Source organism: Haloarcula sp. JP-Z28, assembly GCF_011440255.1.
Classification (GTDB): domain Archaea; phylum Halobacteriota; class Halobacteria; order Halobacteriales; family Haloarculaceae; genus Haloarcula; species Haloarcula marismortui.
Genome location: NZ_JAAOHT010000062.1, coordinates 1 through 26354, shown reverse-complemented (window position 1 = coordinate 26354; position 26354 = coordinate 1). Strand labels below are relative to the sequence as shown.

The following is a 26354-nucleotide window of genomic DNA, read 5'->3' as shown; positions in this document are numbered from 1 at the left end:
TTGACTAGCTGCCGACACTGCTCAACGAAGTCGAGGAGATCGACTTCCATAGCCAGAATTGATTTCCTCGGCTTCGTCCTTCTAACCCGTGATAACCGCCGATTAGATCGCTATTCAACGCGGCAGTTGATACGGCTTTGTTGCCACTGCTGAGTAGCGGATGGCTGTCACCCCGTAGAGAGGTGAGACGGAAAATCCGGCTCAGTCAAACAGTCCTTCTTCCCGAAACCCAGTCATCAGATCGTCAATGAGGGCCTCTGCCGTCTCGTACGGGTACTCTTGATAGTCGGCGTATTCTGCACCGAAATCCATCACCCCGACGCGTACATCACCCGCCTCAAATGTCGTACCGGGACCGTCTGGCAGGGCTGGCACCAGTTCCATCGGTTCTTCGACGGGGTACTCTGCGTTCGTGAACACCGACTCTAATTCCGCTCTGAGCTGCTCAGCAGTATCTGCTGTCATGCCAAAACGTTGGTTGAGAGGGACAAAAGACTTGTTCTGTGTCAACAGGCAGCTAGTGCCGTATTACTCAGTATAGCCAAGATCGCGGAGGTTTTCTAGGACTGCCTCATCCTCAATCGCAGTGTCGATGGCTTCGTCGATGATATCCTGCCGCTGTTGAACGACTTGCAGAAGTTGTCGCGCACTTCTGAGTTTATATCGGACTTCAGGGTCGTCCACGTCATTTAAAGCGCCTTCCAATAATTCGTCCATCGTCGCGAGTGTCGTTTCGGCCATGGAAACGCTATTGCGAACGGTTCACTAAGCTTTGCTGGATTTATCACAGGCAGAGCCGCCAATACATGGTAGAACGGGTTTCATCCGACTATTGGCTTGGAGATGACTGAACGGTCTGTGTCCCCAGGAGAGAAATTCCTGCTCGTCGGGATATCTTGTTAACATTTTTTGTGCAGGTATCGAAACGAACAGTCGATGCCCTCCACATCGCGGCGGACATTCCTCGGAATGGTCGCCACCGGAACAGTCGCCAGCGTCGCTGGCTGTTCGTCGACGTGCCCCGATGAGGGCGCGCCAGACCCATCACATACCGTTGAATCGGGTATCGAGAACCCCGGCTTCGAGACGGTACCCGATGGCTCGTGGCCCTTACCGCGGTTCGATGCAGCGAACACGGGCTATGCACCAGTCCAGATGAAAACGACAGCACCATCGGTCAGCTGGCAAGCAGATGTTTCTCCATCCGCTACTGGCGGTGAAGACACGAGTGTAAGCGCGGTCGTCGTCGCGGACGAAACTGTCGTGCTAGCGACTCCAACCGGTGTCGTCGCGCTGTCGCTCCGTGACGGGACAGAGCAGTGGCGGCGCGAATTCACACCAGCAACAGTCCCGTCAGCAGTCGACATTGGAGACGGCGCAACGTCACCAGTGATTGCTAACGGTCGTGTCTTTCTCGCGATGGCGGACGGTATCGCTGCACTCGAAGTTGCGGACGGCGCTGTTGCGTGGCGAAACACCGACACGGCCGGGGCGGGCGTTCCAACAGTGACTGATGACGCCCTATTCGTTCCCACGACTGATGGAGTAGCGAGATTTGATACCGACGATGGAAACCGGCAGTGGACGGCAGACGCCGACGGGACGAGGCTGGCCGTGGCAGACGACACTGTCGTTGTGGCCGGTACGGAGATAGTTGCGATAGACGCCGCAACCGGGGTGGTCCAGTGGCGACGCTCGGACCGGCCCGGTGGATATCCTGTCGTGTCCGATGGGACGGTCTACGTGAGCAACACGTACGGCGACCTGCTCGGCCGGTCACTCACAGACGGGACCGAGCAGTGGCGTCTCGACAACAGGCGGTCACTTGAGTTTCCGGTCGTGACGCCCGAAGGCGTGTACGCAATCGAGCGCCCGGGTGAGGCATCCAGCGCGACGTTCGCGTTTGACCGGGTCGATGACGGCCCACCGGAGCCCCGGTGGTGCTCGGAAATCAAGCTCGGTGGAGCGGTGACTGCCGCGGCTGATGACGCTGTGTTCACGTTCCAGCGCGAAGATGGTCTCACCGCATTCACAACGCGTTTCGGCGAGGCAGTGTGGCAGTATCCGGTCGAATATCAGGCTGTTTCACTGGCGATACTCGATGGCGGAGTCGTGGGCGTCTCTCCGGATGGCACTGTTGTGGCTCTCGGAGGTGAGTGACCTGTTATGTGGCGTCGCTCATCTCAGATCGCCGGTTCGCTCCTCGGCCTAAGTGCAGTCTGTCTGCTCGTCACCACAGTGCCGCTTGAACTCTGGCCGACACCGCGACCGGGAGATTCGTATGTGTTCAACCCGCCGCCGTTTAGCGCAATTTGGGTGCAACAGACGCTCAGGCCCGGACTCATCATAGGCGCAAATGCACTACTAGTAGTCGGTCTAAGTGCAGTGCTCAGGCGTGACAGCACCTCGATGTCACGCTTGCAGCGCGCGTTCGCATTCGGCGCTCTCTTTGGGACTGGGGCCTGTTTGCTTGGGACACTGTTGTTCACCACAGCTGGAACGGACGATATCGGGAGAGAACTCACCGCCTTCCTCATCTGGGCTCTTGCGATCCCGTTCGTAATCCTGGGACTCGTCGGCTGGGGCATCGGCTACCTGCGGGCAGACAGTACTCGACTCGGTGCCGCCCTCACTGTCCCACCAGTACTCGCTGTTGCGTACATCGGTCTCTCGATGGCCGGCTTCTCACCCGTTGGCAGACTGCTGTTGGTCATACCGACGAGTGGCATGGCGCTTGTCGTCGGTTATGACCTGTGGACCGGTGACACCGTCTCCAAGGATAGATAACGACCCTTCCGCGGGCCACGCAGACGACTCACCCGAGTAGACCAGCCCGACCGGGGATTATCGGTTCTGACCGCTCGGGTTGTCGGTCAAACGCCGCGACGACTGCGGCGGCATCAGGTAGATGTGGCAGTAGATACTCGCCGTCGGCGTGTTTGATAGTAACCGTCTCTGTTCCGAGCAGCGAATCGAGAGGGGTCTTCTCAACGCGCAGGCCGCTTTCCGCCCACGACTCGATGCGCCAGAGTGCTGTGCCAAACAGACGATCATATGCGACGAGGACACCAGCATCAGGGTCAATTCGGTATTCGATCGTCCCGTATCGAAGTAGCTGATCGAGACACAGCAGGAGAATCGGGATGCTAACGCTTGCAGCAACAATGACGGCGACGGTGTCCCACGCACCCCCAATTGCAAACAGGGCCGCAACGAGAAGTCCTATACCGCCGATAGATGCGCTTCCCGGGTGGTATGGGAGTCTGAGGAGGCCGCCGATGACCCGCCCCAACCGAACCGGGCGAGCGCACTCAGGTGCAGCAGTGCGTGTCCCGTCGATAGACCGTGCCTTCGGCGGGGCCGTTTGCCAGCCGTATTCCTGGTCGTATGACTTAAAATAGACGGCAAGGCGGTCGCTATAGACGCCCAAGAGGTCAGACATGAATTTGAAGCAAACGACCATAAGTAATAGCGGCAGTCCAACGACAGATGGATCAAGACTGCCGAGTTCCGCTTCAGGCCCCTCCGTAGCGGCCGTTAGCAGTGTCAGAGTGAGTATCCCACCGAAAAAGACGGTGCATATCCGAGGTAACAGGCCACGAAACGCCGTCGTCGAGTTGTGGTTCCGATACTCCCCGTTGTAAAAGTACTTCCGTACCGTTGTAACGCCCGTCAGAACGAAAATCCCGACAGTTGCCAGTAGCACACCAGTTAGCGTCTCTGTGCTGGGTTCCGGCAGTGGCCCGACGAGCAGGGCCCCAGTAAACAACCAGACGGCCGCCAAGATGAGAATGGTAACTGGGAGCACGAGCAACGTCGTAAGATAGACTCGCAGGCCGGTTCTTGGGACGGAGAGAGAGTATTGTCGTGCCGCCAACGGTCCTATGAGTAAGGTGCCGGTCTCAATCTCCGGCGGGCGACCAGCGAACACTGCCCGGACGAGTGCCCAGACTGAGTCGACACCAAGCTCAAACCAGTAGAGAAACAGCAATGCAGCCGCACTCCAGTCGAGGAACGCAACACCAACAATTGGAAGCGAATTCGAGGCGATAGTGCCGAGGAGGTCTGTCCGACGGCTATCCGCTGTCCGGAGGAGCTGTCCGGTGGAGGGCATTATTCCGTGGTGATAGCTAGTGCCGTATGAACGAACTGATTACGAAACAGTCCAAGGAAATAGACAGGCAAATTACTGTTCGAACTGGCCGCTGACACTACCCACAGCCCTCCCAATCCAACAATATATCCAGCGAGAACCCCTAGTAGATGTATGGCCCGTTTTAGCTCGGTTCTTATCTACGACGGTGAATGTCCGTACTGCTCAGTGGCTGCGAAAGCCCTCGAACAGGTCGACGATATCGGCGCGATCTCGTGGTACGATGAGTCTGCCCAGTCGTTTCTGACGGCCCAGTTCGACGAGCCGCCGTTTGCAATGGTTTTAGTCGACCGGCCGGCACAGCAGGTGTACGCGGGCCGTGCAGCCGCCGAGGAACTCGCCGGCCGCGCCGGGCTCCCCGATCTCGTTGGCTCGCTCGTCAGAGATAACTACGAGAAAATCGCTCATGTCGTTGGTCTGGCAAGCGGGCGCGGCAGAGAGCCGGATGATGTCCACGAGCGCTACGTGCTGGCAGACGACGCACAGGACCGCTTCGACACGCTTGCGAAGGACGCCGTCGATCGGGATATTCGCGCCGACGCGTAGCCGTGTGGTCATAGCCCGGCGCTCTGTAAGGCAGCAGTGCCCAGACGACAGCAGGAAGGAGCGACTGTACCTTACTCACTTGCTGCCCTTGCAGCAGCCGTGAGCCGCCAGCGGCGAACGCCTCTGTGTGTGTTGAATCCGACGAGTCCCTTCAAGGCGAGCTGCTGGAGGTGTGTCGTGACATACGGTTTCGGGGCCGCAAGGCGTGCAGAGATATGTGCTGTCGGGACCGCCGTCGCCTCACAGTCTTCGAGGGCCGCCAGAACTTCGTCGTTTGTCAGTGGGTCGATCGCCATACCTCCCATTCGGGCTGACAGGTAACAAACGCTTGCAATCAGATAGCAGGTGACAGGGGCCGGCGTCGGCTGTTACCTATTATATTGATGCTCTGTGCTCCTGTGCGTCCCGGGTTCGTTAATCGGGAGTCGGATTCCGAGTTCCCGGGAATCTTATCCAGCTTTAATTCAGTATCAGGAACATATCTTAGCTATGAGTTCAGATTTCCAGCCCTTACTGGGCGCGGAGTTGGAAGATTCGGTCATTGATGAGGTACTAACTGAGAGAGGTGTTGGTGTGCTGTCGATGGCCGCTGAAGGAGTGCCATACGGCGTGCCGCTCTCCTTCGGATACGACGGAGAGGACACCCTGTACTTCGTGTTTCTGGGCGCAACCACCGAGCTCCGAAAGGAGACGTATGCGGAGCAAGCTGACGTAGCGAGTTTCACCACCTTCGATATTGGTCCGGACGGTGCATGGCGGAGTGTGATCGTCGCCGGCCCGCTCAGCCGTATTGAAATTGACGAATGGGACACCGCACGTGAGTCACTGGCCGATAACGCATACCAGTCAAACCTACTCTCTGAGTACGAACTGCAGGAGAATCCCAACGTGTGGGCACTGAAAGCGCAGGAACGGTCAGGCCGCGCTGTTGGCCAGCAGTGACCGTCGGCATCTTTTGACCCTGTTTTGACTGGCCGCGCTGCTATCGGCCTCACTGAAGTGGGGATTGTAGTTGTGCGTGTACAAATGCACTATTTTATGCCACGCACAGCAGATTATATGTCTTTTCGCACACTGATTGAACTGTTTAAGTCACTTTTACCCCAAATACTAAAATAGCTGGCCGCAATACTACGCTACATGAAGAAGCGGCTACGAAAAGCACTGAATACAATACCTGTCCCACAGGAAAAGCCCAGCGCAGGCCTTGATGCGTGCACAGAATGCGGTGGGCCCTCGCTACCCGGCGCTGGCCGCTGCACTGACTGTGTAGAAGGCTAACACCGAGTTACTGGCACAGCAGGACTAAAGCCAGTTCTGAGTACAAAAAAGCGAGGCAACAGTGGATCCACTGCCAGTTGATAGATGATCGTCTGCAGGTTTCGGCAGGTATTTGTTTCAAGACAGAAAACTGACACCAATGTCTTCTCGCAGGTCAGTGTGTCTTGAGGAGATGGCATGGCCAGAAATTGAGTCTGCCCTCGAAAACGGAACACGGACAGTGGTCGTAGCTGTCGGTTCGATCGAACAGCACGGCCCACACCTGCCGCTGAATATGGATACGCTGGATGGGGATGAACTCGCACGGCGAATAGCGGCCGAGATGGGTGATGCGCTTGCCGCCCCCACAATCCGCCCCGGATGTTCGGGGCATCACATGGAGTTCCCCGGGACAATAACCGTTCCACCCGAGACATTGATGGATGTCATCCGGTCGTACTGCAGGTCACTCGATACCCACGGCTTCGAACACATCGTGCTGGTCCCGACCCACGGTGGGAACTTCGGACCGGTCAAAACCGTGGCACCCGATATCGCACGTGAACTCGAAGCCGCCGTAATCCCGCTCGCCGACCTCGACGAACACATGCAACTGCTGAACCAGGGACTCAGCAAGGCCGGTATCGAGTACGAGCAAGATGTAATTCACGCCGGGGCCGCCGAGACAGCGATTGTGCTGGCCATCGACGAGGGACTCGTCAGGATGGAGGATGTCGAACCCGGGCCTGAAGGTGATATTTCGCCGGCTCGGTTGCTAAGTGACGGATTCAAATCAATTACTGAAAACGGCGTCCTCGGTGATCCGACGGCGGCAACCGCCGAGGCCGGCGAAGCGATCATCGAAAATGTCGTCGGAGCGTACGTCAAGCAGGCCACGGCCGAGCGCAATGCCGTCTAATGGAGGTATAGGCGTGTGTCAGCCTTGCCGGGCAGTGATTTGAGGTGAGAAGAGATGCCGCTGTCCGAGAGACTGTCGATTTGGTTGTTCTGTTGGCAGAGACTGATTCAGTCCAGCAGTGTTGGTAGTTCCATGCAGCGACGGTTCAGGGCTGTAATGCGGTGCTGTAGTGTACGCAGGAGCAGAGTTGGTCAATCGATTCGGTCCCGCGGGCCAGCACGGGCGCTTCTTGTGACGTGCCTGATGAGCAGCCCCGCGGCAGTCAGCCAGAGCATAACTTCGAGAAAAAACGATGGACTCCAGAGGTAGTACAGGAAGAACGACCCCGGTGGGAGCGCCAGTGGGTCCGTCGGAGTGACAGCAGGCCAGAGCAGAAAGACCGCGTCGCCGGGGCGACCGTTGAGGACAACGTGAAGGGCATCGAGGGAGAGATGCAGCGCCCACCCGAGTGCTGCCGACAGCCCGGCACGCCCAGAAAGCGCTAGAGGGAGAGCCACAATGACGAGCAAAACAGAGTGACCGACAGAGTGATACAGGGTGGTGACACCGACCATGGCAAGCGGCTTATCGACCACGTCGGGCACGGCGGTCCCGACCACCAGCCACAGCGGCGACAGCCGTGACACACGTCCCAGAATCGCGGCCGCGAGCAGGTGTGTCAGAAAGAGCATATGGAATGATGGGTACAGAGACGTATCAACGCTGCCGGTCGAACCACTCGCGGGGGAGTCGCCCACTGGCAACGAGGAAATCACGAAGGAACACCGCCAGCGACGGTGCGAGGACGACCGGCGTGAGCCTGAAGACGAGTTCTGTCGGTACCACAGGGACGAGTGCGGCAGTGATAAACACCATCTGGACGCCGGCGAGATACTTCCCGAGGTTGCTGTCGGGCCGCTCGAAAACCGGTCGGTCCCGGTATCGCCGCCAGCGGATACCGCCGACATAGGCGTACCGGGCCGCCGACAGCGAGAGGTACAGGACGGGGAGTTGGCCCCAGAAGACCGCGACGAGTGGTGCGACCACGAACCCAAAGGTGTCGAAGGCCATGTCCAGCCGCGTGCCAAGTTGCGTCTGTTCGCCGACTGTTCGGGCGACGGTGCCGTCGAGTTTGTCCAGCACGACGCCGACGCCGTAACACGCCGCCGGGACCCAGGCGAGGTCGGTCGTCGCCGGCACCACGAGAAAGCCCGCAACGACAGCATAGAGCCCACCCCGGAGTAGCGTCACGGTGTTCGCCATCCCGAAGATGTAGCGCCAGGGGTTACCGGCAGCCGGCGGGACGCTGAGCTTTCGGCCGACGTACCAGAGCTGTCCAGCCCAGCAACAGCCCGCGACGACCGCCGGGTGGAACATCCAGCGCGTCATCGCATCGGCGGGAAACAGCATGCCGACGATGACGGCTATGAGGAACCCACCGACCACAGAGAGTTCGACGGGAACTGGGCTGTCACCGTGTTGCTCGGCCATCGAACCCTCCTGGTTCCCGGCTGTTCGCCGCCGTGCTAGCTTCGCTCATCGCAACAGCGCAACGAGGACCGCAAGCAGGACGAGCTGTGCGAGCTTGTCGGCTGCGCCGAGAGTCCCGACATCAGCCGGGAACGATTTCGGCCCGGCGGCGAAGTTGACGTAGTACCACAGCAGTATCTGGACGAGCGTGAACGGGATACCGACAGCGTAGACGAGGCGACGGCGGATACCCAAGGCGACCAGCGCGATAGCGCCGAGAAACCCCAGTCCCGCGAGGATGAAGCTGATACCGAGCCCGGATGGAGCCAGCCTGACGCCGAGAAGGAGGTGTATCGCGGCTGTGACGAGTGCCGCGATGATACCAAGCCAGTGTCGGCTATCCAGTGAGGCTACGTCGAGGGAACGTCCCTGTGTCTCCGTCGCGGCCATGGGCTAGGTTCGGCGTTCAGTCACATAATGATACTGCCAATTGCACCGCTTACCGCTCGAAATCCGGCTGTCGAAGTGCCTCGATGCGGGCACACGCTTCTGCGTCGAGTCGCTGCCCAGCGGCGGCGAGGTTCTCGACGATGTGGGACGGTGTCGTACTGGACGGAATCGGAACGACGCCCTGTGTGACGTTCCAGGCCAGTACCACGCCGGCTGGTGATAGGCCGTACTCCTCCGCGATAGCCGCCAGAACAGGCTCGTCGAGCAGTCCGGGGGCTGACAGCGGGGAGTGAGCGACGACCCTGATGCCGCGTTCGTGGCAGTATTCAATGAGGTCTGTCTGTGGCTGGTACGGATGGCGCTCGACCTGTACCAGCGCCGGCCTGACAGTCCCCGTTTCGATGACTGTCTCCAGTTGTGTCTGCGAGACGTTACAGAGCCCGAGCGTGCGCGTCCAGCCTCGTTCGTGGAGGGCCTCCAGATTCTCCCAGGCGCGCTGGAGTGAGACCGAGTCCGTCTCGATGTCGCCACGATCGTTTTTGGGGAAGGTCAACGCCTCCTGACGCGCGACCGATTTCTCGGCCAGTCGCGTTAGCGACCCGCGATGAGCTAACGCCTCGGGCCAGTGCAGGGCATAGCAGTCGAACGCGTCGATACCCAGTTCGTCGAGACTGCTCCGACAGGCCGTCAGCATGTGCTCTCGACGGTGGTTCGTGCGCCAGACTTTCCCGAGTATGAACACCCGACGCCGGTCGGGGGCACCGGGGGCAGCCAGAATGCGGCCGATACGGTGTTCGTTCCCGTACAGTTCAGCACTGTCAAGCAGTCGGTAGCCGGCGTCGAGGGCCGCCGCGATAGAGTCCGCACGGTCGATGTACGTTCCGTCACGATATCGGGAACAGCCAAAGCCGATAGCCGGGAGCCGAATCGCTTGCTCCCGGCTCCCGTCCCAGTCTCTGTCCGGGGTGACGGTCGGCGGTGGCGTTGAGTCCGCCGCCGTGCCGTAGTCGGACACAGTCTCAGACTCGCCCGTCTCGGCAGCCGTCTCAATCGCGTTACAGACTGCAACAATGTGGGCACCGCGGCGACCCGTCATCCGCGATGGGGTCCCCCGGGTGACACTGGCCGCAAGCGACTCGACCGGGTCGAGATAGCGGTAGGGTTGCGTAGGGTGCTGTGCGGGAGCATCGATGTATTCGCGGCCGATACGACCGTACTGCACGGCGGTCGTACTATCAGCCATCGCGCCGGTCCCACGGAGATATAACGACCCGTCGTCACCGTGGAGTTCGAGCCCGTAGAACTCACGGCTCCGGTGTGGCGCGTAGAAGCTCGCGGTCAGCCGGACCGTCAGCCCTCCGTCGAACGAAAGCATCGCCTCGACGTGGCTGGGTGCAGACGGTCGCTCTGGCTCTCGCTCGGGCCAGCTATCGAGTGTCGTTGCGGTCTGAACGGATTTGACAGGGCCGAACCACGAGACCAGCAGCGCGAGCGGATAGACGCCCCCGTCGTACAGCGGCCCGATAGAGAGAAACGAGCCGGGTCGGTCGTGCCAATCTGTCACGCGACCGACGTGGGCGTGGGCGTACCCCAGCTGAACGGGTCCCATACGGCCGTCGGCGAGCATTTGCCCGGCGCGACGCTGTGAGGGCGCATCGGGCGTCCCCGGGGCACAGCCCAATGCCAGATTCCGGTCCTGGGCCAGCGCCAAGAGCTCCGCGGCCGCCGCCTCGTCCAGTGCGAGGGGCTTTTGCGAGTAGACGTGCCGTCCGGCTTCGAGCGCCGTTCGGGTCACCGGTGCGTGGGCGGCGTGGTTCGTCAGGTTCACAACCAGCGGCGCGTCAACGGCGGAAAGCGCGGTGTCGAGGTCGGTAAAGGCCGGGCAGTCGTGCGCCGCGGCGAGTGCTGTCGCCCGGTCTTCTTCGAGGTCGCAGACGCCCGCCAGCGAGAGCGGGCTGTCTGCCAGCTCGGCCGCGTACTCCGCCGCGATACTGCCCGCACCGACGAACAGACAATGCACACTCGAACGCGGGCGTCCTCGCATATATATCATATCGCCAGTGGGATTTTATTGGCCGCCGCCGAACACCAGACGTGACAGAACCGGGAATGAGCCGGCTCGGGACAGCGTACTTGCGCGCATTGCAGGCGCTGGGCCGGCGGGTTCCGTACGGAACAAACGTCTACCAGCGCGAGTGGGACGTTCTCGTTGTTCTCGATGCCTGTCGTGCTGATTTGTTACGGGCTGTCGCCCCCGACACCGGGCTGTTCGGTACCGTTTCGACGGTCCGCTCGGTCGGGAGTTCCTCCTCGGAGTGGCTGGAAAACACGTTCCCCGGTCATCCAGAAACAGCTCAAACCGTCATGGTCACCGGCAACACGTGGACCGACCGGTATCTCGATGCCGACGCCTTCGCTGCGCTGGACGAGGTCTGGAAGTACGCGTGGGACGAGGACCTGAACACTGTCCCGGCTGCAGCCGTGACCGACCGGGCCATCGCGCTAGCCCGGCGGCTGGACCCCGAGCGGCTGGTCGTCCACTATATGCAACCACATCACCCGTTCGTCCCCGAGCCGCTCGACGGCGACGGCGGGCTTGCCCGCACCGGGAGTCATAGTAACACGGCCAACCCGTGGGTCGCGCTCCGTCGTGGCGAGGTTTCGGCGGACCGCGTCTGGAACGCCTACGAGGCGAACCTCCGGTATGTCCTCCGGGAGGTGGAAGCGCTGGCTGAAAACGTCGACGGCCGCATCGCTGTCACCGCCGACCACGGCAATCTCTTCGGGGAGTGGGGGTTGTACGGCCATCCGATGCACACGCCAGTCCCGGCGCTGCTGGCGGTGCCGTGGGCCGAGACCGACGGCGTCGACAGCGGGGAACGCGAGCCCGACCTGCGTCCGCCCGAGCCGCTCCCAGTGTCGCGCGTCTACGGCGCCGAAAGCGACAGGGACCGACTGGATTCGTTGGGATACTTGTAGTCAATCAGGAGGTACTTTTTAGTCGGAGAAAGCCTGGATAGGAGACGTGCATTCCCGGAGCCGTCGCCACGTCCGAAGGAGCTGGCATCGAAACATCGGCACCGGCCGCCCACGTCCTCAGGAGACGGTGTAATGTCCGCCAGAACGCTGTACTTTACCGGCGGGAAGTCGGTTCGGGTTGACGAAGAAGCGGTGCCTGACCCCGGACCATCGGAGGTCCGTGTTCGAACCGAACTCTCAGGAATCAGTCCCGGAACAGAGCTGTTGGTGTACCGTGGTGAGGTCGATTCGGAACTCGCGACCGACGAGACGATCGACGCCCTTGATGGTACGTTCTCGTATCCACTGCAGTACGGCTACGCCGCAGTCGGCTGTGTCACGGCCGTCGGGGACGCGGTTGACGACGACTGGCTCGACCAGCGTGTGTTCGCGTTCAACCCACACGAAAGCCACTTCGTCGCCGAGCCGTCGTCGCTTATTCCCACGACGTTACCGCCGGAGCAGGCGGTGTTCATCCCGAACGTCGAAGCGGCGGTCAACTTCGTGATGGACGCTCGACCGCGTATCGGGGCTCGGGTTGTCGTCTTCGGTCAGGGGCCGGTGGGCCTGTTGACGACCGGGCTGCTGGCCGATTTTCCGCTGGCGTCGCTCGTGACGGTCGATCCCTGTGCGGGCCGCCGTCGGCTCTCGGAAGCGCTCGGGGCAGACCGCTCAGTCTCTCCCGGGAATCTCGATGACGACGACGCCGACATCACGTTCGAGCTCTCGGGGAACCCAACCGCACTCGACAGAGCGATCGACGCCACTGGCTATGCCGGTCAGGTCATCGTCGGTTCGTGGTACGGCTCAAAGGATGTCTCGCTTGACCTCGGGCATCACTTCCACCGGAGCCACATCCGCCTTCGCAGCAGTCAGGTGAGCCGCATCGATCCGGATCACGCCGACCGCTGGGACAAGGACCGGCGGCTGGATGTCGTCCGGTCGTGGCTGAGCGACACTGACCTCTCGGCGCTACTGACACATGAGATCGATATCGAGCGTGCAGCCGAAGCGTATCAACTGCTAGAGAGCCGGCCAGACGACGCTGTACAGGTAGTGTTGACGTACAACGGACACCCGTGATTTAGGTGGGTCCCGGCCGTTCGTTCGAGTATGTACGCGACGACGGTTCGGACTGAGTTCGTGGCACAGCATTATCTCACTGTCCCGAACCCGGGGCCCGAGGGTGACCCGCACTCACACCACTACAGGGTCGAACTATGTTTCCGCGGCCCCGAACTCAACGAGTTCGACTACATCGTCGACATCGACAATGCCGACACAGCCCTGTCGTCACTCGCCGACCGGTACCGGGACACGATGCTCAATGACCTCCCGGAGTTCGAAGGCTACAACCCCAGCGTGGAGCGGTTTGCCCGTGTTATCTTTGAGCGTGTCACCGAGCGTGTCACCGACGAGACGGTCACCGAACTGTCGGTCACCATCTGGGAGGACGATGAAGCCGCTGCGAGTTACAACGCCGCCGTATGAGGGTCGGCCTGACCCTGTACGGGAGCCTCGACGAGCAGTCAGGCGGGTTTCGATACGATAGAAAACTCGTCGAGGGACTCCGAGCGGCCGGCGACACTGTCGAGTGTATCCAGCTCCCCTGGCGTGACTACCACAGAGGGCTGCTCGACAACGGGTCGCGAAAGCTCCGCCAGCGGCTGGATGTGGATGTCGATGTCATGTTACAGGACGAACTCGCCCATCCGTCGCTCGTCCGCACAAACCGTGCCCTCTCGTACCCGATTGTCAGCGTCGTCCACCACTTGCGGGCGAGCGAGCCGCGCCGACTTGCACCGCTGTACCGGGCGGTCGAGCGTCGCTACCTCGGGACTGTCGAGGCCGTAGTCTGTAACAGCGCCACGACCCGGAACGTCGTTACCAACCTCGGCGTCGACCCCGAGGACACCACCGTCGCGCCGCCGGCTGGGGACCAGTTCGACCCCGATATCGACCGAGCGACAATCGAGCGACGGGCTACCACCGAGCCGCTGCAGGTTGTTTTCGTCGGAAATGTCTCGCCTCGAAAGGGGCTCGATACGCTCGTCGATGGTGTGGCTGCGGCTGCTGCCGACATCGACCTCACCGTCGTCGGTCGCCACGTCGATGCAGCCCACGTGACTTCGGTACAGGAGCGCGTCCGCGAACACGATTTAGCTAACCGCGTGCAGTTCGCGGGTCGGCTCCCAGACGGCGAGTTGGCGAAAACCCTCCGGTCGAGCCACGTCCTTGCGGTACCGTCCCGGTACGAAGGGTTCGGCATCGTCTATCTGGAGGGGATGAGCTTCGGCCTCCCGGCGCTGGCCACCCGGGCTGGCGGAGCGGCCGACATCGTAACCGACGACGAAACAGGGGTACTCGTCGACCCGGACGACTCGGCAGCCGTCGCTCGCGAACTGGAGCGGTTCGCCACCGACCGGGACCGCTTGGCTGAGATGGGGTGGGCCGCGAGACGGAACTACGAGACGCACCCGGATTGGGAAGAGACGGTCGGGCGGGTTCGGGACCTGCTGTCTGATATTGTTCAGCCCACGGAGGTACCGGCGTGACGGAATCGTTCCAGCGGTATCTGCGGGCGAAACGGACTGTCGACGACCGCGCGCTGGACCGCCGGCTGGTCGAGATGCTCCGCGAGCAGTTGGCGGCCCGGGCAGCCGACAGCGACGGGCCGCTACGTGTCCTCGAAATCGGGGCCGGCATCGGCACGATGCTCACCCGGTTCCTCGAATGGGACGTGCTTCCCGCGGGAGAAGTCCACTACACTGCAGTCGATATTCAGTCGGAGAACGTAGCTCACTTGCCCGACCACATCCGGGACTGGGCCGTCGACCGTCAGATGTCGATAGGCGACAGCCCACTCGTCCTGAAAGCCGAAAACCGACGAATCGAAATTGAGACGGTACAGGCCGAGGCGGTGGCCCATGCGGCGGCCGCCGACGGCAAATACGACCTTCTCATCGGGGCCGCCCTGCTCGATATTCTCGACCGTCAGAAACTGCCGACGTTGCTCGAACCGCTTGCACCGGGTGGCCTGTACTACTTCCCGATCACGTTCGACGGGGCGACCCGCTTTCAGCCGAGCCATCCAGCCGACCGGGCAGTCGAACAGCACTATCACGACCACATGGACGCGAAAGAGGGCGGTGACAGCCGTGCCGGCGGCGACGTGCTTGCCCATCTCCAGCGCCTCGACAGCATAACGCTGTCAGGGGTGGCCGGGTCGGACTGGGTCGTCCGGCCTGTCGACGGGAGCTACCCGGCTGACGAAGCCTACTTCCTCAGATACATTCTCGACACTATCGAGGACGCGGTCGGCGAGATGACTGGTAGCGACTTCGAGGAACTCGACGGCTGGCTGGCACGCCGACGTGCGCAGGTCGCTGCCGCCGAACTGCTGTACCATACGCATCAACTGGATTTCCTTGGCCGTGTCGACTCGTGAATCCCGCACTGTTAAGCCCTAAAACCCGGCTAAAGTGATTGTATTTCTCGGAACGACCGGTCTGCCACACAGGTATCACAGACTGCCTGACCCTGTCGTCACTCGTCGGTCTCGCGGCGGATCATGGCTGTCGCCTCGTATGAAATGACGAGTTCGTCGTCCTGATTCAGTCCTTCGTGGCGGGCGGTGAGGTACCCCCGGCTCGGGTCACTGTCGGAGGGTCGCTTGTCGATGATTTCGGTTCGTAATCGTAGCGTGTCACCGGGCTGGAGTGGCTGATGCCAGCGGAGATTGTCGACGCCGACGCCAGCCTGTGTCGCCATGTCCTTGCTGGTCTCGACGTTGAGACGCATACAGATCGCGGCGGTCTGCCACCCAGATGCGACTAGTCCGCCAAAGACTGAGTCTTTCGCTGCCTCCTCGTCGGTGTGAAACGGTTGCGGGTCATACTTTTCGCCGAATTCGGTGATTTCGGATTTCGACACAGTGTATCCATCCGACTGTCGGACGTCGCCGACCACGATATCCTCGTAAAATTGCATATAATTATGAAGGTGATGGATAAATAAAAATCCGACGTGGTACGACCGCTGGCAGGGTGAGTGGCCGCAGGCGTATCGACGGCATCAGGCACATGGACAACATTGCAGCCAGTGGCGCTGCAGACGATAAGAGCAATTAAACGACGAGATTGCAGAACTCGAAGCCCATAACGAGGAGCTACCCACGTTTACTCGGAGCCTTCTATCACACCTCATTAGTAACTGCGTACCCATCTTGCTCTTGTCGGGCTGCTACCGCCGTTGGAGTTGCCAGTTATTTCGGGGGTCGGAACTGTTCGTGACCCGGACAACGCCATCTCTACGAAGTTGGTCAACCGTCTCATCAAACTCCGCCATGGAGAACTGGGTCTCCGCTTTCTCTAACTGGTCAAGCACGAACATCACAGATGCCATTTCGTTTCCTTGTGCTTCCAGTATCTTGAGAATCTGCTTCGCTAGGTTAGACATGAATAAGTAGCAATCACCGGGTAGTGGTTGTGCGCATATATGTGAGTTGCAGACTGCCCGACGTGTATCTTCGCTATTTATTCTTAAAATATATATTTCAGCTATAACATAGGCACGATGTCGACATGCCCTCCAACAGTCGAACACTCCTCTCGGCGACCAGTGAAGAGTGGCGCTTAGCACGCGAAGACCTCCACATCAGAAATGCCACCGACGCCGAGCATGATATCCAGATAAAAATATACGATGACAAGGAATGGTGTCATACAGCACGTTATCACCTTCTGGCAGGTCAGTCGGGTTGTTCGGTTAGCTTGTTACAGGATGGCGTTTATAAGGTCAAGGCCGTCCTCGACGGACAGCACGAGTCAGTCGCTGCCGTCACAGTCTCTGATGAGCCTGAACAGACCATCTTCATCCACATTCAGAACGACGGGATCATTATTGAAGAGGGAGTGACTCCCTCACGTCCCTGAACCGACGTGTCGCCTTGCCCTGCTTGAGACCCTCCCGTGCTGAAGCGCAGGGATTCCCACGTTCGGAGAGCAGGGTTCAGCGGACGACCTGTTCTCACAGGCATACTCTGCCCGTAGATTTGTCGAACAGGCGTGGAAACGCCAACTGTCGGCTTCATTCCCGCCGTGAATGGTGCGTCTTTCGCCTCGAATTATCGTAACAAAGTTTGAGTGACAAGGGGTAAGCTCATCTTTAACACCCATCCGAACAAAATAACAAATTGAATGAGCCCTGCATCTACATCGAACAGGTCCCCTGAATCTGCCGATCCTGTGTCGGGCTATCGCGACAGGCTCAGGTCGATTTATCGCGATTATATCGGCGAACCGGATAAAGAGCGAGACATCTATATCGGGTTTGGCCTCTTCTTCGCTGGAGTCACGCTTGCCGTCGTCGGATTCGGCCTCTTTTTGTACAGTAACGTCCTAGAATCCGGGAGTACGCTGTACTGGCAGATCCGGGAGATTGCACTCGTCGTCGGGTTCATTGGACTGCCCTCCGTGCTATTGAGCGTCGTCGTGCTCCTCCCAGTGGGCTTCAAAACCCGAGTTGTCAGTGCCGCTGGCACAGTGTTCTGTCTCGCTGCAACTGTGATTCTGGTTGATGTTTTTCCGTACGGGTGGACGACCAGTGAGGGCATCAACGGTAGCGTCTGGACTATCAGCGTCTACGCTACTGGCCTAGTTACACTTGTAGCGTCGACAGGAGCGGCACTGGTCGCACATTACCTCGAGCGAGCAACAACGCCAGCTGAGTCAGCCGAGCCGGTTGACTCGGCCGAGAGTGAGTCAGAGTCAGTCAGCAAAGCAGACGTAGACAGCGACATAGAGCAAGCCATGGAGGGGGCGGAACTATCCTGGGGCGGCGTCGAACAACAGCCCAAGACCAAGCGGCTGAATCTAGATATGCCGGACACAGACTCCGACCTCGACCAGACGGCTATCGAGAACTCCGAGGCGACCACGACACGGGCCGACAGCAACGATGTTGACGACGCAGTAGATGGACTCAGGCAGCTGCAAGGTGGCCAATCAAATACGGATCGAAGCACTGGAACCGAAGAGCAGGTCAACGCTCTTACCGAGTTCCGGAATGAGCAGGCCGAAGACGATGATGTAGAGACTGGTGTCGAAGAGCAAAAAGGTCTTATGAGCCGCCTTCGGTCATTGTTTTTCGAGTGAACAGTCTGATTGGCCCATACACGCTCTACTGTGGCGGTTTTGTTGGGTTGCTTTTATCATGTTAGCATATCCTTACACTTCTTTCGCTCCAAAGTTGGTACGTAAGTTGTAATTTGTTCTATATTATAGGCTAGTTTTTTCAACTTGGTAGGAGGAATACAACTGTATGCCCCAAGGTCTCGATGTCGGTACGATGAACCTCCTGTCTGCACGTCAAGATGGTAACGAAACAGTATTCGTGCAGCAACGGAACTCCTTCGTTGAAATTGACTACAGCGATATGGCCGAACAAATGCTGTCGAGAAGTGACGTTCTCCACATCCGCAAGGATGATCGGGTCTATATTGTTGGCGATGACGCCCTGAATTTCGCGAACATCTTCAGCGAGGAGACGCGCCGACCGATGCAGGCCGGGATTCTCTCAAGCGACGAGCAATCAGCAATTCCGATGATTAAGCTCATCACTGAACAGGTGGTGGGACAACCGGAGTACCCGAATGAGCGTCTGTTTTTCTCGGTTCCTGCGGACCCTATCGACGCCGATGTTTCGACGCTGTATCATCAAAAGACGGTTGAGTCACTCCTTACTGATATGGGATACAGCCCAGAGCCGATCAATGAGGGGATGGCCGTCATCTACTCGGAGCTTGCAAATCGTGAGTTCACTGGCCTCGGCATCAGCTTTGGCGCTGGGATGACCAACGTTTGTCTGTCGTACTATGCAGTCCCCGTAATGAAGTTCTCCATCGCACGCGGTGGTGACTGGATCGACGAGCAAGCTGCACAGGCGACCGGCACGCCCGTAGATAAGGTTACTTCGGTCAAAGAAGAAGACTTCGCACTCAACTTTGAGACGGATGTCGGTGGTATTGAAGGTGCATTGAGCATCTATTACGACAATCTCCTCGACTATGTCATCGAAAACATCATCAGTGAAGTTGATGAGGAAGATGTCGAGGAGGGATTGGATGTCCCGGTCGTTGTGACTGGCGGGACATCGAGTCCTGATGGCTTCGAAGAGTTGTTCGCCGAACGGATCAATGACTCCGAGATACCATTCTCGATCAGCGATGTCCGCCAGGCCGAGAATCCACTGTATAGCGTCGCACAGGGAGCACTCGTCGCAGCGCGGTCGGAAGAGGAGCGCGAAGGGCAGACCGAGCAGCCCGAGGAACCAGACGCCTCCGCTGAGTAACGGGTACTCCCGCACCGACACAATACTCGCCGACATCAGCCAGAATCTGTGCCTGGTCCTCGTTCCAGATAATTCGACCGACGTTTGACGTTACTCAGTTTCGTCCCCGTTTTCGTCAGCTTCAGTGTCCGCGTTTTGACTGTCCGTATCGTTCTCATCAAAATTGGCTGTACCGTCTCCACTTGATTCACCTTCGCTCTCGTCGATAACGCGGTTCAATTCGTCAGCAGCGTCCTGTCGGAACGTGTTAGCATCAGACCCCAGAGAGATGCCGACCGCAACACCAGCCTGTTCAAGCGAGAACTCTGGTCGGTCTGTGGATTCGTCACTCTCTGGAATCGGGACGCTGGGTGTCCGGCCAGTATTCTCGGGTTTCCCGGGGGTAGAATCAGGATGCTGGTTGAACCGGGCAAAAGCGAGTTCCCAGGACTCTGGAGGAGATGCCTCGTTGTGATGGGACGTAGAGAGGTCTGCGAAGCCGCACGATTCACAGACGATCGCTGTCTGGTTGCCGGTCGCAAGCGTGTACGTGCTGAGGTCGGAGTCGCAGCGGGGGCACCGCATACCAGAGTATGCGTGTCTCTGCTATACAATGGTTCCGTCAGTTCGCCCCCTCTAGGGAACGAGTTATGAGTTGGGCGACCGATGTTTGAGGCAATGCCGGAGATCGAGATTACGGACACACAACAGGCGGATTTAACGGCAATTCAAGAGGACCTTGAAGACGCGTTCATCGAAACGTACGGTCATATTCGTACGCAAGATGTCGTGGACTACCTCCTCGATACATACACACCACCGGACCAGCTCGAAGGCGAGCAAGGCCTGAGCCGTCCCGACTACGAGCGAATCGCCTCAGCTGAGTATCCGGAACTCCAACGCATCGCGTCCGAGGTGTCGGAGGTTCCCGGAAGTGGTATTGACGCCGACGAGATGCGAGGGAAGCTGCTCTCGGCGCTTGGGACAAGTGAACTCGCCACTCGCCTCGCAGATGTCGAGTCCGAGACGAAAGCAGACGAAGGTGATGAAGAAGGGGCAACTGGTCCAGATAACTCGGCGGATGCGGCCGGCGACGGACACGATAGCACACAAACCGATACGTCGGGACAGGCTGGTCCAGCACCCGATACCGTCGAAACCGGTGACGCAGCCGAGCCCAACAACGCTCCGGGAGACACCCTGTCGGTCGCGAACCGTTTGCTGACTGAACATGACGAAAAGTGGACTCGGTCAGATGAAACCGACGAACCATACGAAGTCACGCTCCCCGACGGTTCAACGGTGAGCGCACGGACGAAAGATGACGTGCGAAAACTGCTGTTCCAGAACTATTGAGCGGGCGCTCATTGCAAAACTACTGTTCCATAGTGACCATCTCTCTGGGGGGTGCGTCTCGTCGAAGGCTTAGGACTCGCTGTCCGATGTGTCCTCGAGGTAACCGACTCGACACTGTGGACAGACATCACCGCGAAAGAACGACGATTCATTCACTGGGAGTTCGAACTCACATCTTGGGCACCGATATGTGGGGCCTGAATCGGTTGTCGTACTCTCTAGGTCGTCCGCTGTGTGCAAACTCTCATCTTGGCCGTTCCCAGTACCTGATCCTTCGGAAGTTTCAGACGACGAGTGTACAGTGTCTGAAGCATCATCAATGATGACTGCATCGTCGCTATTCGGCGGCGTGGAGCCGTCGTCATCTGGTTCTTGTGTCGCTGATTCAGACAGTATCACGGCATCGTCAGTCCGCTCCGGTGGTGTCGATGCGGTCACCGCCGATGACGCATCACTCATTTCCGTATCCGAGGATGGATTTGCGACCGTATCCGAGGCATCCGCAGTCGATTCGGGAGTATCGGTCGGTTCCGTTTCCGCCGGCTGACCCGTGTCCGTCGCCTCGATCTCGTCCTCTGCATACTCTCTCCGTCCCACTTGCCGCTCGGTTTCGGCTCTGTATTCGGCATCGTCCGACCGCTCGTCATTTGCTTTCGATTCCGCTATGGTGGATATCAAGCCTCGATTCTCAGAGATATGGCGGATATGTCCACATCGCTGGCAAGACCTGTATTCCCGAACGGTTAGAACAGTGCCGCGCTCGCCTTCATCGTACGACTCCTCTATTTTCGAATCTCCAAATTCATGTCCAAAGAGTTCACAGCGCATCCCCATACATGGCCATTCACTTCGTGTAGGTAAGAAGGTATTCACACTCAATGACACCTATATCTCAGTCGGCTCAGGCGAAGCCATCCATGACTGTCCTCGCGCCATCGCTAGACGCCGTTGCTGATAGTGACGGGGGACTTGCCCTGGTAGACAGCCCGACACCGGTCTTGCTGTTCCCTACTCACAGTCTAGTGAGTGGCGTGGCACCGTCGAAGGCCGTCTCTGGCAAGGTATAGAGCCAGCGTGGACCGGCCCGAGTCGAAACCGAACGAGGACGGTGTCTTGAAGTCGGTCTGGGCCTTGGCAGAAGTATGTCGATGACTGAGGAGTGGGACGCCGCCAGTGTTCGTGACCTCCACGACGACCTCGTCTCGCTGCACGGCCCGGTCGAACGCACAAGCGACCACGGCGCCGACGCCAGCGCCGACCCTGGCGAGGGAGTTCGACAGTTGGTGACGACGATTCTCTCACAGAACGTAGCCGACGAGAATACACGCCGAGCCTCCGAGGCGCTGTTCACGGCATACAGCGACTTCGCAGCCATTGAGTCGGCAGACCACGACGAACTGGCCGACACCATCCGCGTCGCAGGGCTCCCCGACCAGAAGGCCGCCCGCATTCAGCGGGCGCTTGCGGCCATCCGCGAGGAAACCGGTGGGGCCTACTCTCTTGCCTTCCTTGACGCCATGCCAACCGACGAGGCGAAAGGCTGGCTCACCGATATCAAGGGCGTCGGCCCAAAGACCGCCAGCGTCGTCCTGAACTTCCACTTCGGGAAGCCGACAATGGCTGTCGACACCCACGTCGAGCGGGTCTCCAAGCGGTTCGGGCTGGTAACCGAATCAGCAACGAACAAGCGCGCCCACGACGAGCTAGACGCAATCATTCCCGACGAACTGACCTATCCGCTGCACGTCCTGCTGATTACCCACGGCCGGGAGTTCTGCTCAGCGCGCAGTCCCGACTGCGCTAACCCCGTCTGCGAGCGCTACTGCAGTTGCGAGGAGTGCTAGCGACAGCCGACGACAGAACGTCGAAAGGCATTGTCTGAACAGGGCTGATCTCAACGGCGAGTTGGTGACAGGGAGAGTCGTCGACTTGTGCTCGGTGGGCAATTTTACCGTCGTTTCAGGCTTGAGTGGTTGAGCTTGTCGTGGTCCGTAGTCATGCGTGACACGGACACCGGTTAGACGGCTTCTGGAGAAGGACTGAGTCAGGACAGTCAGACTAGTGCGAACTCAGCCGGTCGCTCCGGCTTCCGTTTCGAACGACGACAGCCAGAGCAACAGTGCCGATGACAGCGATAATCACTCGACCGCCAAGTCCCACTGAGATCCCGGCGAGCGACGCGAGCGTGTTCGTCAACAGGAACAACACGACGACGGGGAGAACCCAGCTAACGGTCAGAAGCCACGGCTTGGCTAGCCATTCGAAACGGTCAGTTCCAGCGCGGAACTCGGCCAGCGCGTCCCCGCGCAGCAGCCAGCCGACGATGACAGTGAATGCGAACAGCCCGACGGTCAACATCAGGTCTGCGAGCGTGCCGGAGACGAACTGGAACACCGAGCTTGTGAGTGCCAGCCCGCTCCCAGTGGCCGCAAGCAGGACCGTGACCAGTACCGTGGCCCGGCGTCGCGGGACGCCAAAGCTATCGACGAGCGTTGCCACCGGCGTTTCGAGCAGGCTGATACCGCTGGTCACCGCGGCCATCAACACGGTCGCAAAAAACGCCGTCGCGACGAGCTCCCCGCCCGGAAGCGTCGCAAATGCCGTCGCGAGCGCGACGAACAATGCGCCAGGGCCGCCCTGTCCGGGGTCGACACCCTGGGAAAACAACAGCGGAATGACGACCAAGCCGGCGAGGACACCGATGAACGTGTTCGAGACAGCGATGACCAGCGTATCTCGCGGAAGAGATGCGTTGTCGTCGAGATACGAGGCGTACGTCAGCATCACTCCAGCACCGAGCGAGAGGGTGAACAGCGCCTGGCCTGCCGCTGGCCCGATAACGCTCAGGAAGTTCACGGCGAGGTATTCGGCGTCAAAACTGAGATAGAACGCGTAGCCGGCGGCCGTCCCCGGCTGGGTGGCTGTCCACACAGCGAGGCCGAGCAAGATAATTACAACACCGGGAAGCATCACCTTCGAGACGCGTTCGATACCGTTGCTTATGCCAAAGAAAACGATGGCGGCAACGATACCGAGGAACAGCAGGTGAAAGGCGACCGCTTCGAGGCCAAAGCTCATTGCCCCGAAGTACTGCTGGGGCTGCCCGAAGTACGTCCCAACCGGTGAGACGAGCGTGTAGCGAAGGATCCACCCGCCGACGACAGAGTAGAACGAGAGGATGACGAGCGTTGTGAGGACGTTAAACGCGCCCAGCCACGACCCCCAGCGGGAGCCGGTGAGCGAGCGCAACGCCGCGGTTGGCGTCTGTCGGCCACAGCGTCCGAGGACGAACTCAGCGAGCAATCCCGGGACGCCGATGCCGACGACAACGAGCAGGTAGACGATGAGGAACGCACTGCCACCGTTTCCGGCGGTCAGCCACGGGAACCGCCAGATGTTCCCCAGACCTGCCGCACCGCCGACGGCAGCAAGCACGAAACCGAGGTTCGATATCCATGAGTCACGATCGGACATTCGTGTACAGGTCTGTTCAGTGGGTACTCAAGTTCCTGTTGATTCGGTTGCTTGCGTGTAATCAGGAAGGAATTAGGTAGCCGACAGTCCACCCGCGTCCGAACCGCCACGCGTCATTCCGCAGGCGACCGTCCGAAAGCGGGTGCCAGCAGCGTGGAACGGCGACGGCAGTCCGTCTCAGACCGCGAGGTACTCCGCAATCGCGTCCTCGTCGGCAATAGTCGACGGACCGAGTTCGTCAACGACCGTGCCACGCTCCATCGCGTAACAGCGGTCGGCCATCTCGCGGATGACCCCGAGGTTCTGCTCAACGAACAGAATCGTCGTCCCGAGGTCGTCGTTGATCGTCTGCATATCCTGGCTGATCTGGTCGACGATAGAGGGCTGGATGCCCTCGGACGGTTCATCGAGCAAGAGCAAGTCAGGATTCGAGACCAGTGCGCGGCCGATGGCGAGCATCTGCTGTTGCCCGCCCGAGAGCGTTCCGGCTTCCTGACTGGCCCGTTCTTCGAGCACGGGGAAGTAATCGTATATCTGGTCGTACAGCGTTTCGTCGCTCTCCGACCGGATGGTCTCGCCCATCTTGATGTTCTGCTCGACGGTTAGCTTGGGGAACACGTCCCGGCCCTGCGGGATGTAGCCGATTCCGGCCCGGGCGCGCTCGTCGGCACTCGCGTGAGTTGCGTCCGTGCCGTCGTAGCTGATGGTCCCCTCGCTGGGCTCCAGCAAGCCCATCACCGTCTTCAGCAGCGTCGTCTTGCCGACGCCGTTTTTCCCCATCACCCCGACGATTTCTCCCTCCTCAACGGAGAGGTCCACATCCCGCAGTATCGGCGTTGTGTCGTAGGCTGCAGAAACCTCGTCGAGTTCGAGCATCATGACTCACCTCCCAGATATATCAGCACTCGCGTGAGTCACGTCCGTGCCGTCGTAGCTGATGGTCCCCTCGCTGGGCTCCAGCAAGCCCATCACCGTCTTCAGCAGCGTCGTCTTGCCGACGCCGTTTTTCCCCATCACCCCGACGATTTCTTCCTCCTCGACGGAGAGGTCCACATCCCGCAGTATCGGCGTTGTGTCGTAGGCTGCAGAAACCTCGTCGAGTTCGAGCATCATGACTCACCTCCCAGATATATCCGCTGGACCTCTGGGTCGGATTCGATTTCTTCAATCGGTCCCTCGCGGAACACCTCACCGTTGTGCAGGACGGTCACTTCTTCGGCGATGCTCGCGACGAAGTCGGTGTCGTGTTCGATAACAATGAAGGCGATCCCTTCCTCCTCGTTGAGCCGCCTGATCCGCTCGGCAATAGCTTCGCGTTCGGCCACGTCGAGGCCGGCGACCGGCTCGTCCAACAGGAGGAGTTCGGGTTCGAGCGCGGCGGCCATCCCGATTTCCAGTTGCTGCTGTTGGCCGTGTGAGAGTTGCGACGCAGCAACGTCCTCGTAGCCGGTAAGGCCCGCAGCCTCGATAGCCTCGGCGACCAGCCGCCGTCGCTCCTCCCCGTCGGCGAACTGCTGGACGGGGAGCCTGACGTTCTCTCTGACACTCAGGTCACCGTACACGGACGGGACCTGGAATTTCATACTGATACCGCGAGAAACCCGCTCATGTGGGTCGAGGTCAGTGATGTCGTGGCCGTTGTAGTAGATACTGCCGTCGCTGGCCTCGTACGTCCCGGTAATCAGGTTCAGTAACGTTGACTTGCCAGCGCCGTTTGGGCCGATGAGACAGCGTAGTTCCCCCTCGGCGACCGAGAAGTCCACGTCGTCAGTGGCGGTGAACCCGCCGAACTGCTTGACGAGCCCGTCGGTCTGTAGCAGTGTCTCCGTTCTGTCACCCGTTGCCAGTTCCGCAGCGGTTTGCCGGACGTTCGGTCCAAGCGGGTCGATGTCGGATTCGGTTTCAGTATCACTCATTAGTCACTCACCTCACTCGGCGCGTCGGGTGCGTCGGCCCCGCCAGCTTCGCCCGGACCGAGTCGAGTTTCGACAATCCGCTCGTGGAGCCACGGAACGAAGCCGCTCGGAAGGACCAGAATCGTCACCAGCAACAGGGTGCCAAGCAGGACTAGCGCCAGCTCACCCGCCATCGAGATGCGGAGGTATTCGATGGCGAGCGTGGCGACAACGGCCCCGAGCAAGCTCTTTCTGCCGCCGATACTCACCCAGATGACCGGCAGGGTCGCGAACAGCAGCGAAAACACGGTCGGGTCGATGTAGACGTTCCGTGCGGCGTACAGCACACCGGACAGACCCGCAAGCGCGCCCCCCAGCGTGAACACGACGAACTTGATGCGGGTCACGTTGTAACCGAACATCTCGGTGCGGTCCTCATCCTCCCGGACAGCGACCATCACGCGGCCGTAGTCGGAGTTAACGAGGACCCGCAACCCGAGGTACG

31 protein-coding genes and 1 pseudogene are annotated in these 26354 nt (G+C 59.7%); 15 read left to right on the top strand and 17 right to left on the bottom strand.

The genetic code is table 11. From position 1 onward, the window contains the following. Positions 1-201: 201 nt before the first annotated feature. The gene (locus tag G9463_RS18285) at positions 202-465 is read right to left on the bottom strand and encodes an MTH865 family protein (protein ID WP_011222565.1); all 264 of its coding nucleotides are present in this window, start codon (positions 463-465) and stop codon (positions 202-204) included. Positions 466-528: 63 nt separating this feature from the next. Then, a complete protein-coding gene (locus G9463_RS18280) occupies positions 529-741 on the bottom strand; it encodes a hypothetical protein (RefSeq protein ID WP_004965776.1) in 213 nt (70 codons plus the stop codon). A 228-nt stretch (positions 742-969) separates the two neighbouring features. On the opposite strand from G9463_RS18280, the gene G9463_RS18275 reads away from it, so the two are divergent. Both G9463_RS18275 and G9463_RS18270 read left to right on the top strand, forming a co-directional pair. Next, positions 970-2160 carry a PQQ-binding-like beta-propeller repeat protein gene (locus G9463_RS18275; protein WP_165897462.1) on the top strand — a complete coding sequence of 397 codons (1191 nt, stop codon included), beginning with the start codon at positions 970-972 and terminating at the stop codon, positions 2158-2160. A 249-nt stretch (positions 2161-2409) separates the two neighbouring features. Further along, complete coding sequence (locus G9463_RS18270) at positions 2410-2787, top strand: hypothetical protein (protein WP_121304320.1); 378 nt, start codon at positions 2410-2412, stop codon at positions 2785-2787. Between the two features lie 28 nt (positions 2788-2815). Here G9463_RS18270 and G9463_RS18265 read toward each other — a convergent pair whose 3' ends face one another. Continuing rightward, positions 2816-4114 (bottom strand): DUF6498-containing protein, encoded by a 1299-nt coding sequence (locus G9463_RS18265; RefSeq protein WP_127014542.1) that lies wholly within the window; start codon positions 4112-4114, stop codon positions 2816-2818. 153 nt (positions 4115-4267) lie between these two features. On the opposite strand from G9463_RS18265, the gene G9463_RS18260 reads away from it, so the two are divergent. After that, entirely contained in the window at positions 4268-4699 is a 432-nt protein-coding gene (locus G9463_RS18260) for a DCC1-like thiol-disulfide oxidoreductase family protein (RefSeq protein WP_004965769.1), read from the top strand. 71 nt (positions 4700-4770) lie between these two features. On the opposite strand, the gene G9463_RS18255 is transcribed toward G9463_RS18260, so the two are convergent. Further along, positions 4771-4995 (bottom strand): hypothetical protein, encoded by a 225-nt coding sequence (locus G9463_RS18255; RefSeq protein WP_004965767.1) that lies wholly within the window; start codon positions 4993-4995, stop codon positions 4771-4773. A 193-nt stretch (positions 4996-5188) separates the two neighbouring features. Here G9463_RS18255 and G9463_RS18250 point away from each other — a divergent pair, with 193 nt between their 5' ends. Both G9463_RS18250 and G9463_RS18245 read left to right on the top strand, forming a co-directional pair. Then, on the top strand, positions 5189-5641 hold the full coding sequence (locus G9463_RS18250; RefSeq protein ID WP_007188479.1) for a pyridoxamine 5'-phosphate oxidase family protein: 453 nt from the start codon (positions 5189-5191) through the stop codon (positions 5639-5641). Between the two features lie 478 nt (positions 5642-6119). Beyond that, positions 6120-6878: a creatininase family protein gene (locus G9463_RS18245; RefSeq protein ID WP_165897460.1), complete on the top strand. Its 759-nt coding sequence runs from the start codon at positions 6120-6122 to the stop codon at positions 6876-6878. Between the two features lie 191 nt (positions 6879-7069). On the opposite strand, the gene G9463_RS18240 is transcribed toward G9463_RS18245, so the two are convergent. From G9463_RS18240 to G9463_RS18225, 4 genes are read right to left on the bottom strand one after another with little or no spacing between them, the layout of a single operon-like run. Beyond that, positions 7070-7549: a hypothetical protein gene (locus G9463_RS18240; RefSeq protein ID WP_007188477.1), complete on the bottom strand. Its 480-nt coding sequence runs from the start codon at positions 7547-7549 to the stop codon at positions 7070-7072. 25 nt (positions 7550-7574) lie between these two features. Beyond that, complete coding sequence (locus tag G9463_RS18235) at positions 7575-8348, bottom strand: CDP-alcohol phosphatidyltransferase family protein (RefSeq protein ID WP_007188476.1); 774 nt, start codon at positions 8346-8348, stop codon at positions 7575-7577. A gap of 45 nt (positions 8349-8393) precedes the next feature. Beyond that, positions 8394-8777, bottom strand: a complete 384-nt coding sequence (locus G9463_RS18230) for a hypothetical protein (protein ID WP_007188475.1) — start codon at positions 8775-8777, stop codon at positions 8394-8396. A gap of 49 nt (positions 8778-8826) precedes the next feature. Continuing rightward, the gene (locus G9463_RS18225; RefSeq protein ID WP_165897459.1) at positions 8827-10797 is read right to left on the bottom strand and encodes an aldo/keto reductase; all 1971 of its coding nucleotides are present in this window, start codon (positions 10795-10797) and stop codon (positions 8827-8829) included. 89 nt (positions 10798-10886) lie between these two features. Here G9463_RS18225 and G9463_RS18220 point away from each other — a divergent pair, with 89 nt between their 5' ends. The 5 genes from G9463_RS18220 (at position 10887) to G9463_RS18200 (ending at position 15243) form a co-directional block, all read left to right on the top strand. After that, positions 10887-11756: a hypothetical protein gene (locus G9463_RS18220; protein ID WP_165897461.1), complete on the top strand. Its 870-nt coding sequence runs from the start codon at positions 10887-10889 to the stop codon at positions 11754-11756. Positions 11757-11888: 132 nt separating this feature from the next. Continuing rightward, a complete protein-coding gene (locus tag G9463_RS18215; protein WP_007188472.1) occupies positions 11889-12878 on the top strand; it encodes a zinc-binding alcohol dehydrogenase in 990 nt (329 codons plus the stop codon). Positions 12879-12908: 30 nt separating this feature from the next. Continuing rightward, positions 12909-13286: a 6-carboxytetrahydropterin synthase gene (locus G9463_RS18210; protein ID WP_165897458.1), complete on the top strand. Its 378-nt coding sequence runs from the start codon at positions 12909-12911 to the stop codon at positions 13284-13286. Next, positions 13283-14350 carry a glycosyltransferase family 4 protein gene (locus G9463_RS18205; RefSeq protein WP_165897457.1) on the top strand — a complete coding sequence of 356 codons (1068 nt, stop codon included), beginning with the start codon at positions 13283-13285 and terminating at the stop codon, positions 14348-14350. The genes G9463_RS18210 and G9463_RS18205 overlap by 4 nt, the downstream gene beginning before the upstream one ends. Beyond that, positions 14347-15243, top strand: coding sequence for a hypothetical protein (locus tag G9463_RS18200; RefSeq protein WP_004965747.1), 897 nt, complete (start codon positions 14347-14349; stop codon positions 15241-15243). Before G9463_RS18205 ends, G9463_RS18200 begins: the two co-directional genes overlap by 4 nt. A gap of 98 nt (positions 15244-15341) precedes the next feature. On the opposite strand, the gene G9463_RS18195 is transcribed toward G9463_RS18200, so the two are convergent. Together G9463_RS18195 and G9463_RS18190 are read right to left on the bottom strand one after the other, a co-directional pair. Further along, a complete protein-coding gene (locus tag G9463_RS18195) occupies positions 15342-15785 on the bottom strand; it encodes a MaoC family dehydratase (RefSeq protein ID WP_007188468.1) in 444 nt (147 codons plus the stop codon). 252 nt (positions 15786-16037) lie between these two features. After that, a complete protein-coding gene (locus G9463_RS18190) occupies positions 16038-16253 on the bottom strand; it encodes a hypothetical protein (protein ID WP_004965744.1) in 216 nt (71 codons plus the stop codon). Positions 16254-16378: 125 nt separating this feature from the next. Here G9463_RS18190 and G9463_RS18185 point away from each other — a divergent pair, with 125 nt between their 5' ends. The 3 genes from G9463_RS18185 (at position 16379) to G9463_RS18175 (ending at position 19145) form a co-directional block, all read left to right on the top strand. Next, positions 16379-16729, top strand: a complete 351-nt coding sequence (locus G9463_RS18185) for a hypothetical protein (RefSeq protein WP_011222578.1) — start codon at positions 16379-16381, stop codon at positions 16727-16729. 312 nt (positions 16730-17041) lie between these two features. Then, positions 17042-17950: a hypothetical protein gene (locus G9463_RS18180; RefSeq protein ID WP_004965740.1), complete on the top strand. Its 909-nt coding sequence runs from the start codon at positions 17042-17044 to the stop codon at positions 17948-17950. A 166-nt stretch (positions 17951-18116) separates the two neighbouring features. Further along, a complete protein-coding gene (locus G9463_RS18175) occupies positions 18117-19145 on the top strand; it encodes a hypothetical protein (RefSeq protein WP_165897456.1) in 1029 nt (342 codons plus the stop codon). 90 nt (positions 19146-19235) lie between these two features. Here G9463_RS18175 and G9463_RS18170 read toward each other — a convergent pair whose 3' ends face one another. Further along, positions 19236-19709, bottom strand: coding sequence for a hypothetical protein (locus G9463_RS18170; protein ID WP_165897455.1), 474 nt, complete (start codon positions 19707-19709; stop codon positions 19236-19238). Between the two features lie 81 nt (positions 19710-19790). Between G9463_RS18170 and G9463_RS18165 the strand changes: the two genes are divergently transcribed. Further along, positions 19791-20480, top strand: a complete 690-nt coding sequence (locus G9463_RS18165) for a hypothetical protein (protein ID WP_165897454.1) — start codon at positions 19791-19793, stop codon at positions 20478-20480. A 69-nt stretch (positions 20481-20549) separates the two neighbouring features. On the opposite strand, the gene G9463_RS18160 is transcribed toward G9463_RS18165, so the two are convergent. Then, positions 20550-21158 carry a hypothetical protein gene (locus tag G9463_RS18160; RefSeq protein WP_240150072.1) on the bottom strand — a complete coding sequence of 203 codons (609 nt, stop codon included), beginning with the start codon at positions 21156-21158 and terminating at the stop codon, positions 20550-20552. 464 nt (positions 21159-21622) lie between these two features. Here G9463_RS18160 and nth point away from each other — a divergent pair, with 464 nt between their 5' ends. Then, a complete protein-coding gene (nth, locus tag G9463_RS18155; RefSeq protein ID WP_004965732.1) occupies positions 21623-22324 on the top strand; it encodes an endonuclease III in 702 nt (233 codons plus the stop codon). A gap of 214 nt (positions 22325-22538) precedes the next feature. Here the strand turns inward: nth and G9463_RS18150 are convergent, their stop codons facing one another. The 5 genes and pseudogenes from G9463_RS18150 to G9463_RS18130 all read right to left on the bottom strand — a co-directional run. Beyond that, the gene (locus tag G9463_RS18150; protein ID WP_165897452.1) at positions 22539-23954 is read right to left on the bottom strand and encodes a sodium-dependent transporter; all 1416 of its coding nucleotides are present in this window, start codon (positions 23952-23954) and stop codon (positions 22539-22541) included. 177 nt (positions 23955-24131) lie between these two features. After that, positions 24132-24830: an ABC transporter ATP-binding protein gene (locus tag G9463_RS18145; RefSeq protein WP_007188459.1), complete on the bottom strand. Its 699-nt coding sequence runs from the start codon at positions 24828-24830 to the stop codon at positions 24132-24134. Between the two features lie 36 nt (positions 24831-24866). Further along, a pseudogene (locus G9463_RS18140) lies at positions 24867-25064 on the bottom strand (ATP-binding cassette domain-containing protein); the annotation flags it as partial. Beyond that, positions 25064-25870, bottom strand: coding sequence for an ABC transporter ATP-binding protein (locus G9463_RS18135; RefSeq protein WP_165896589.1), 807 nt, complete (start codon positions 25868-25870; stop codon positions 25064-25066). The gene G9463_RS18135 and the pseudogene G9463_RS18140, both read right to left, overlap by 1 nt. Then, the coding region (locus G9463_RS18130) for a branched-chain amino acid ABC transporter permease (RefSeq protein WP_305037717.1) at positions 25870-26354 on the bottom strand (485 nt) is incomplete at its 5' end. The genes G9463_RS18135 and G9463_RS18130, both read right to left, overlap by 1 nt.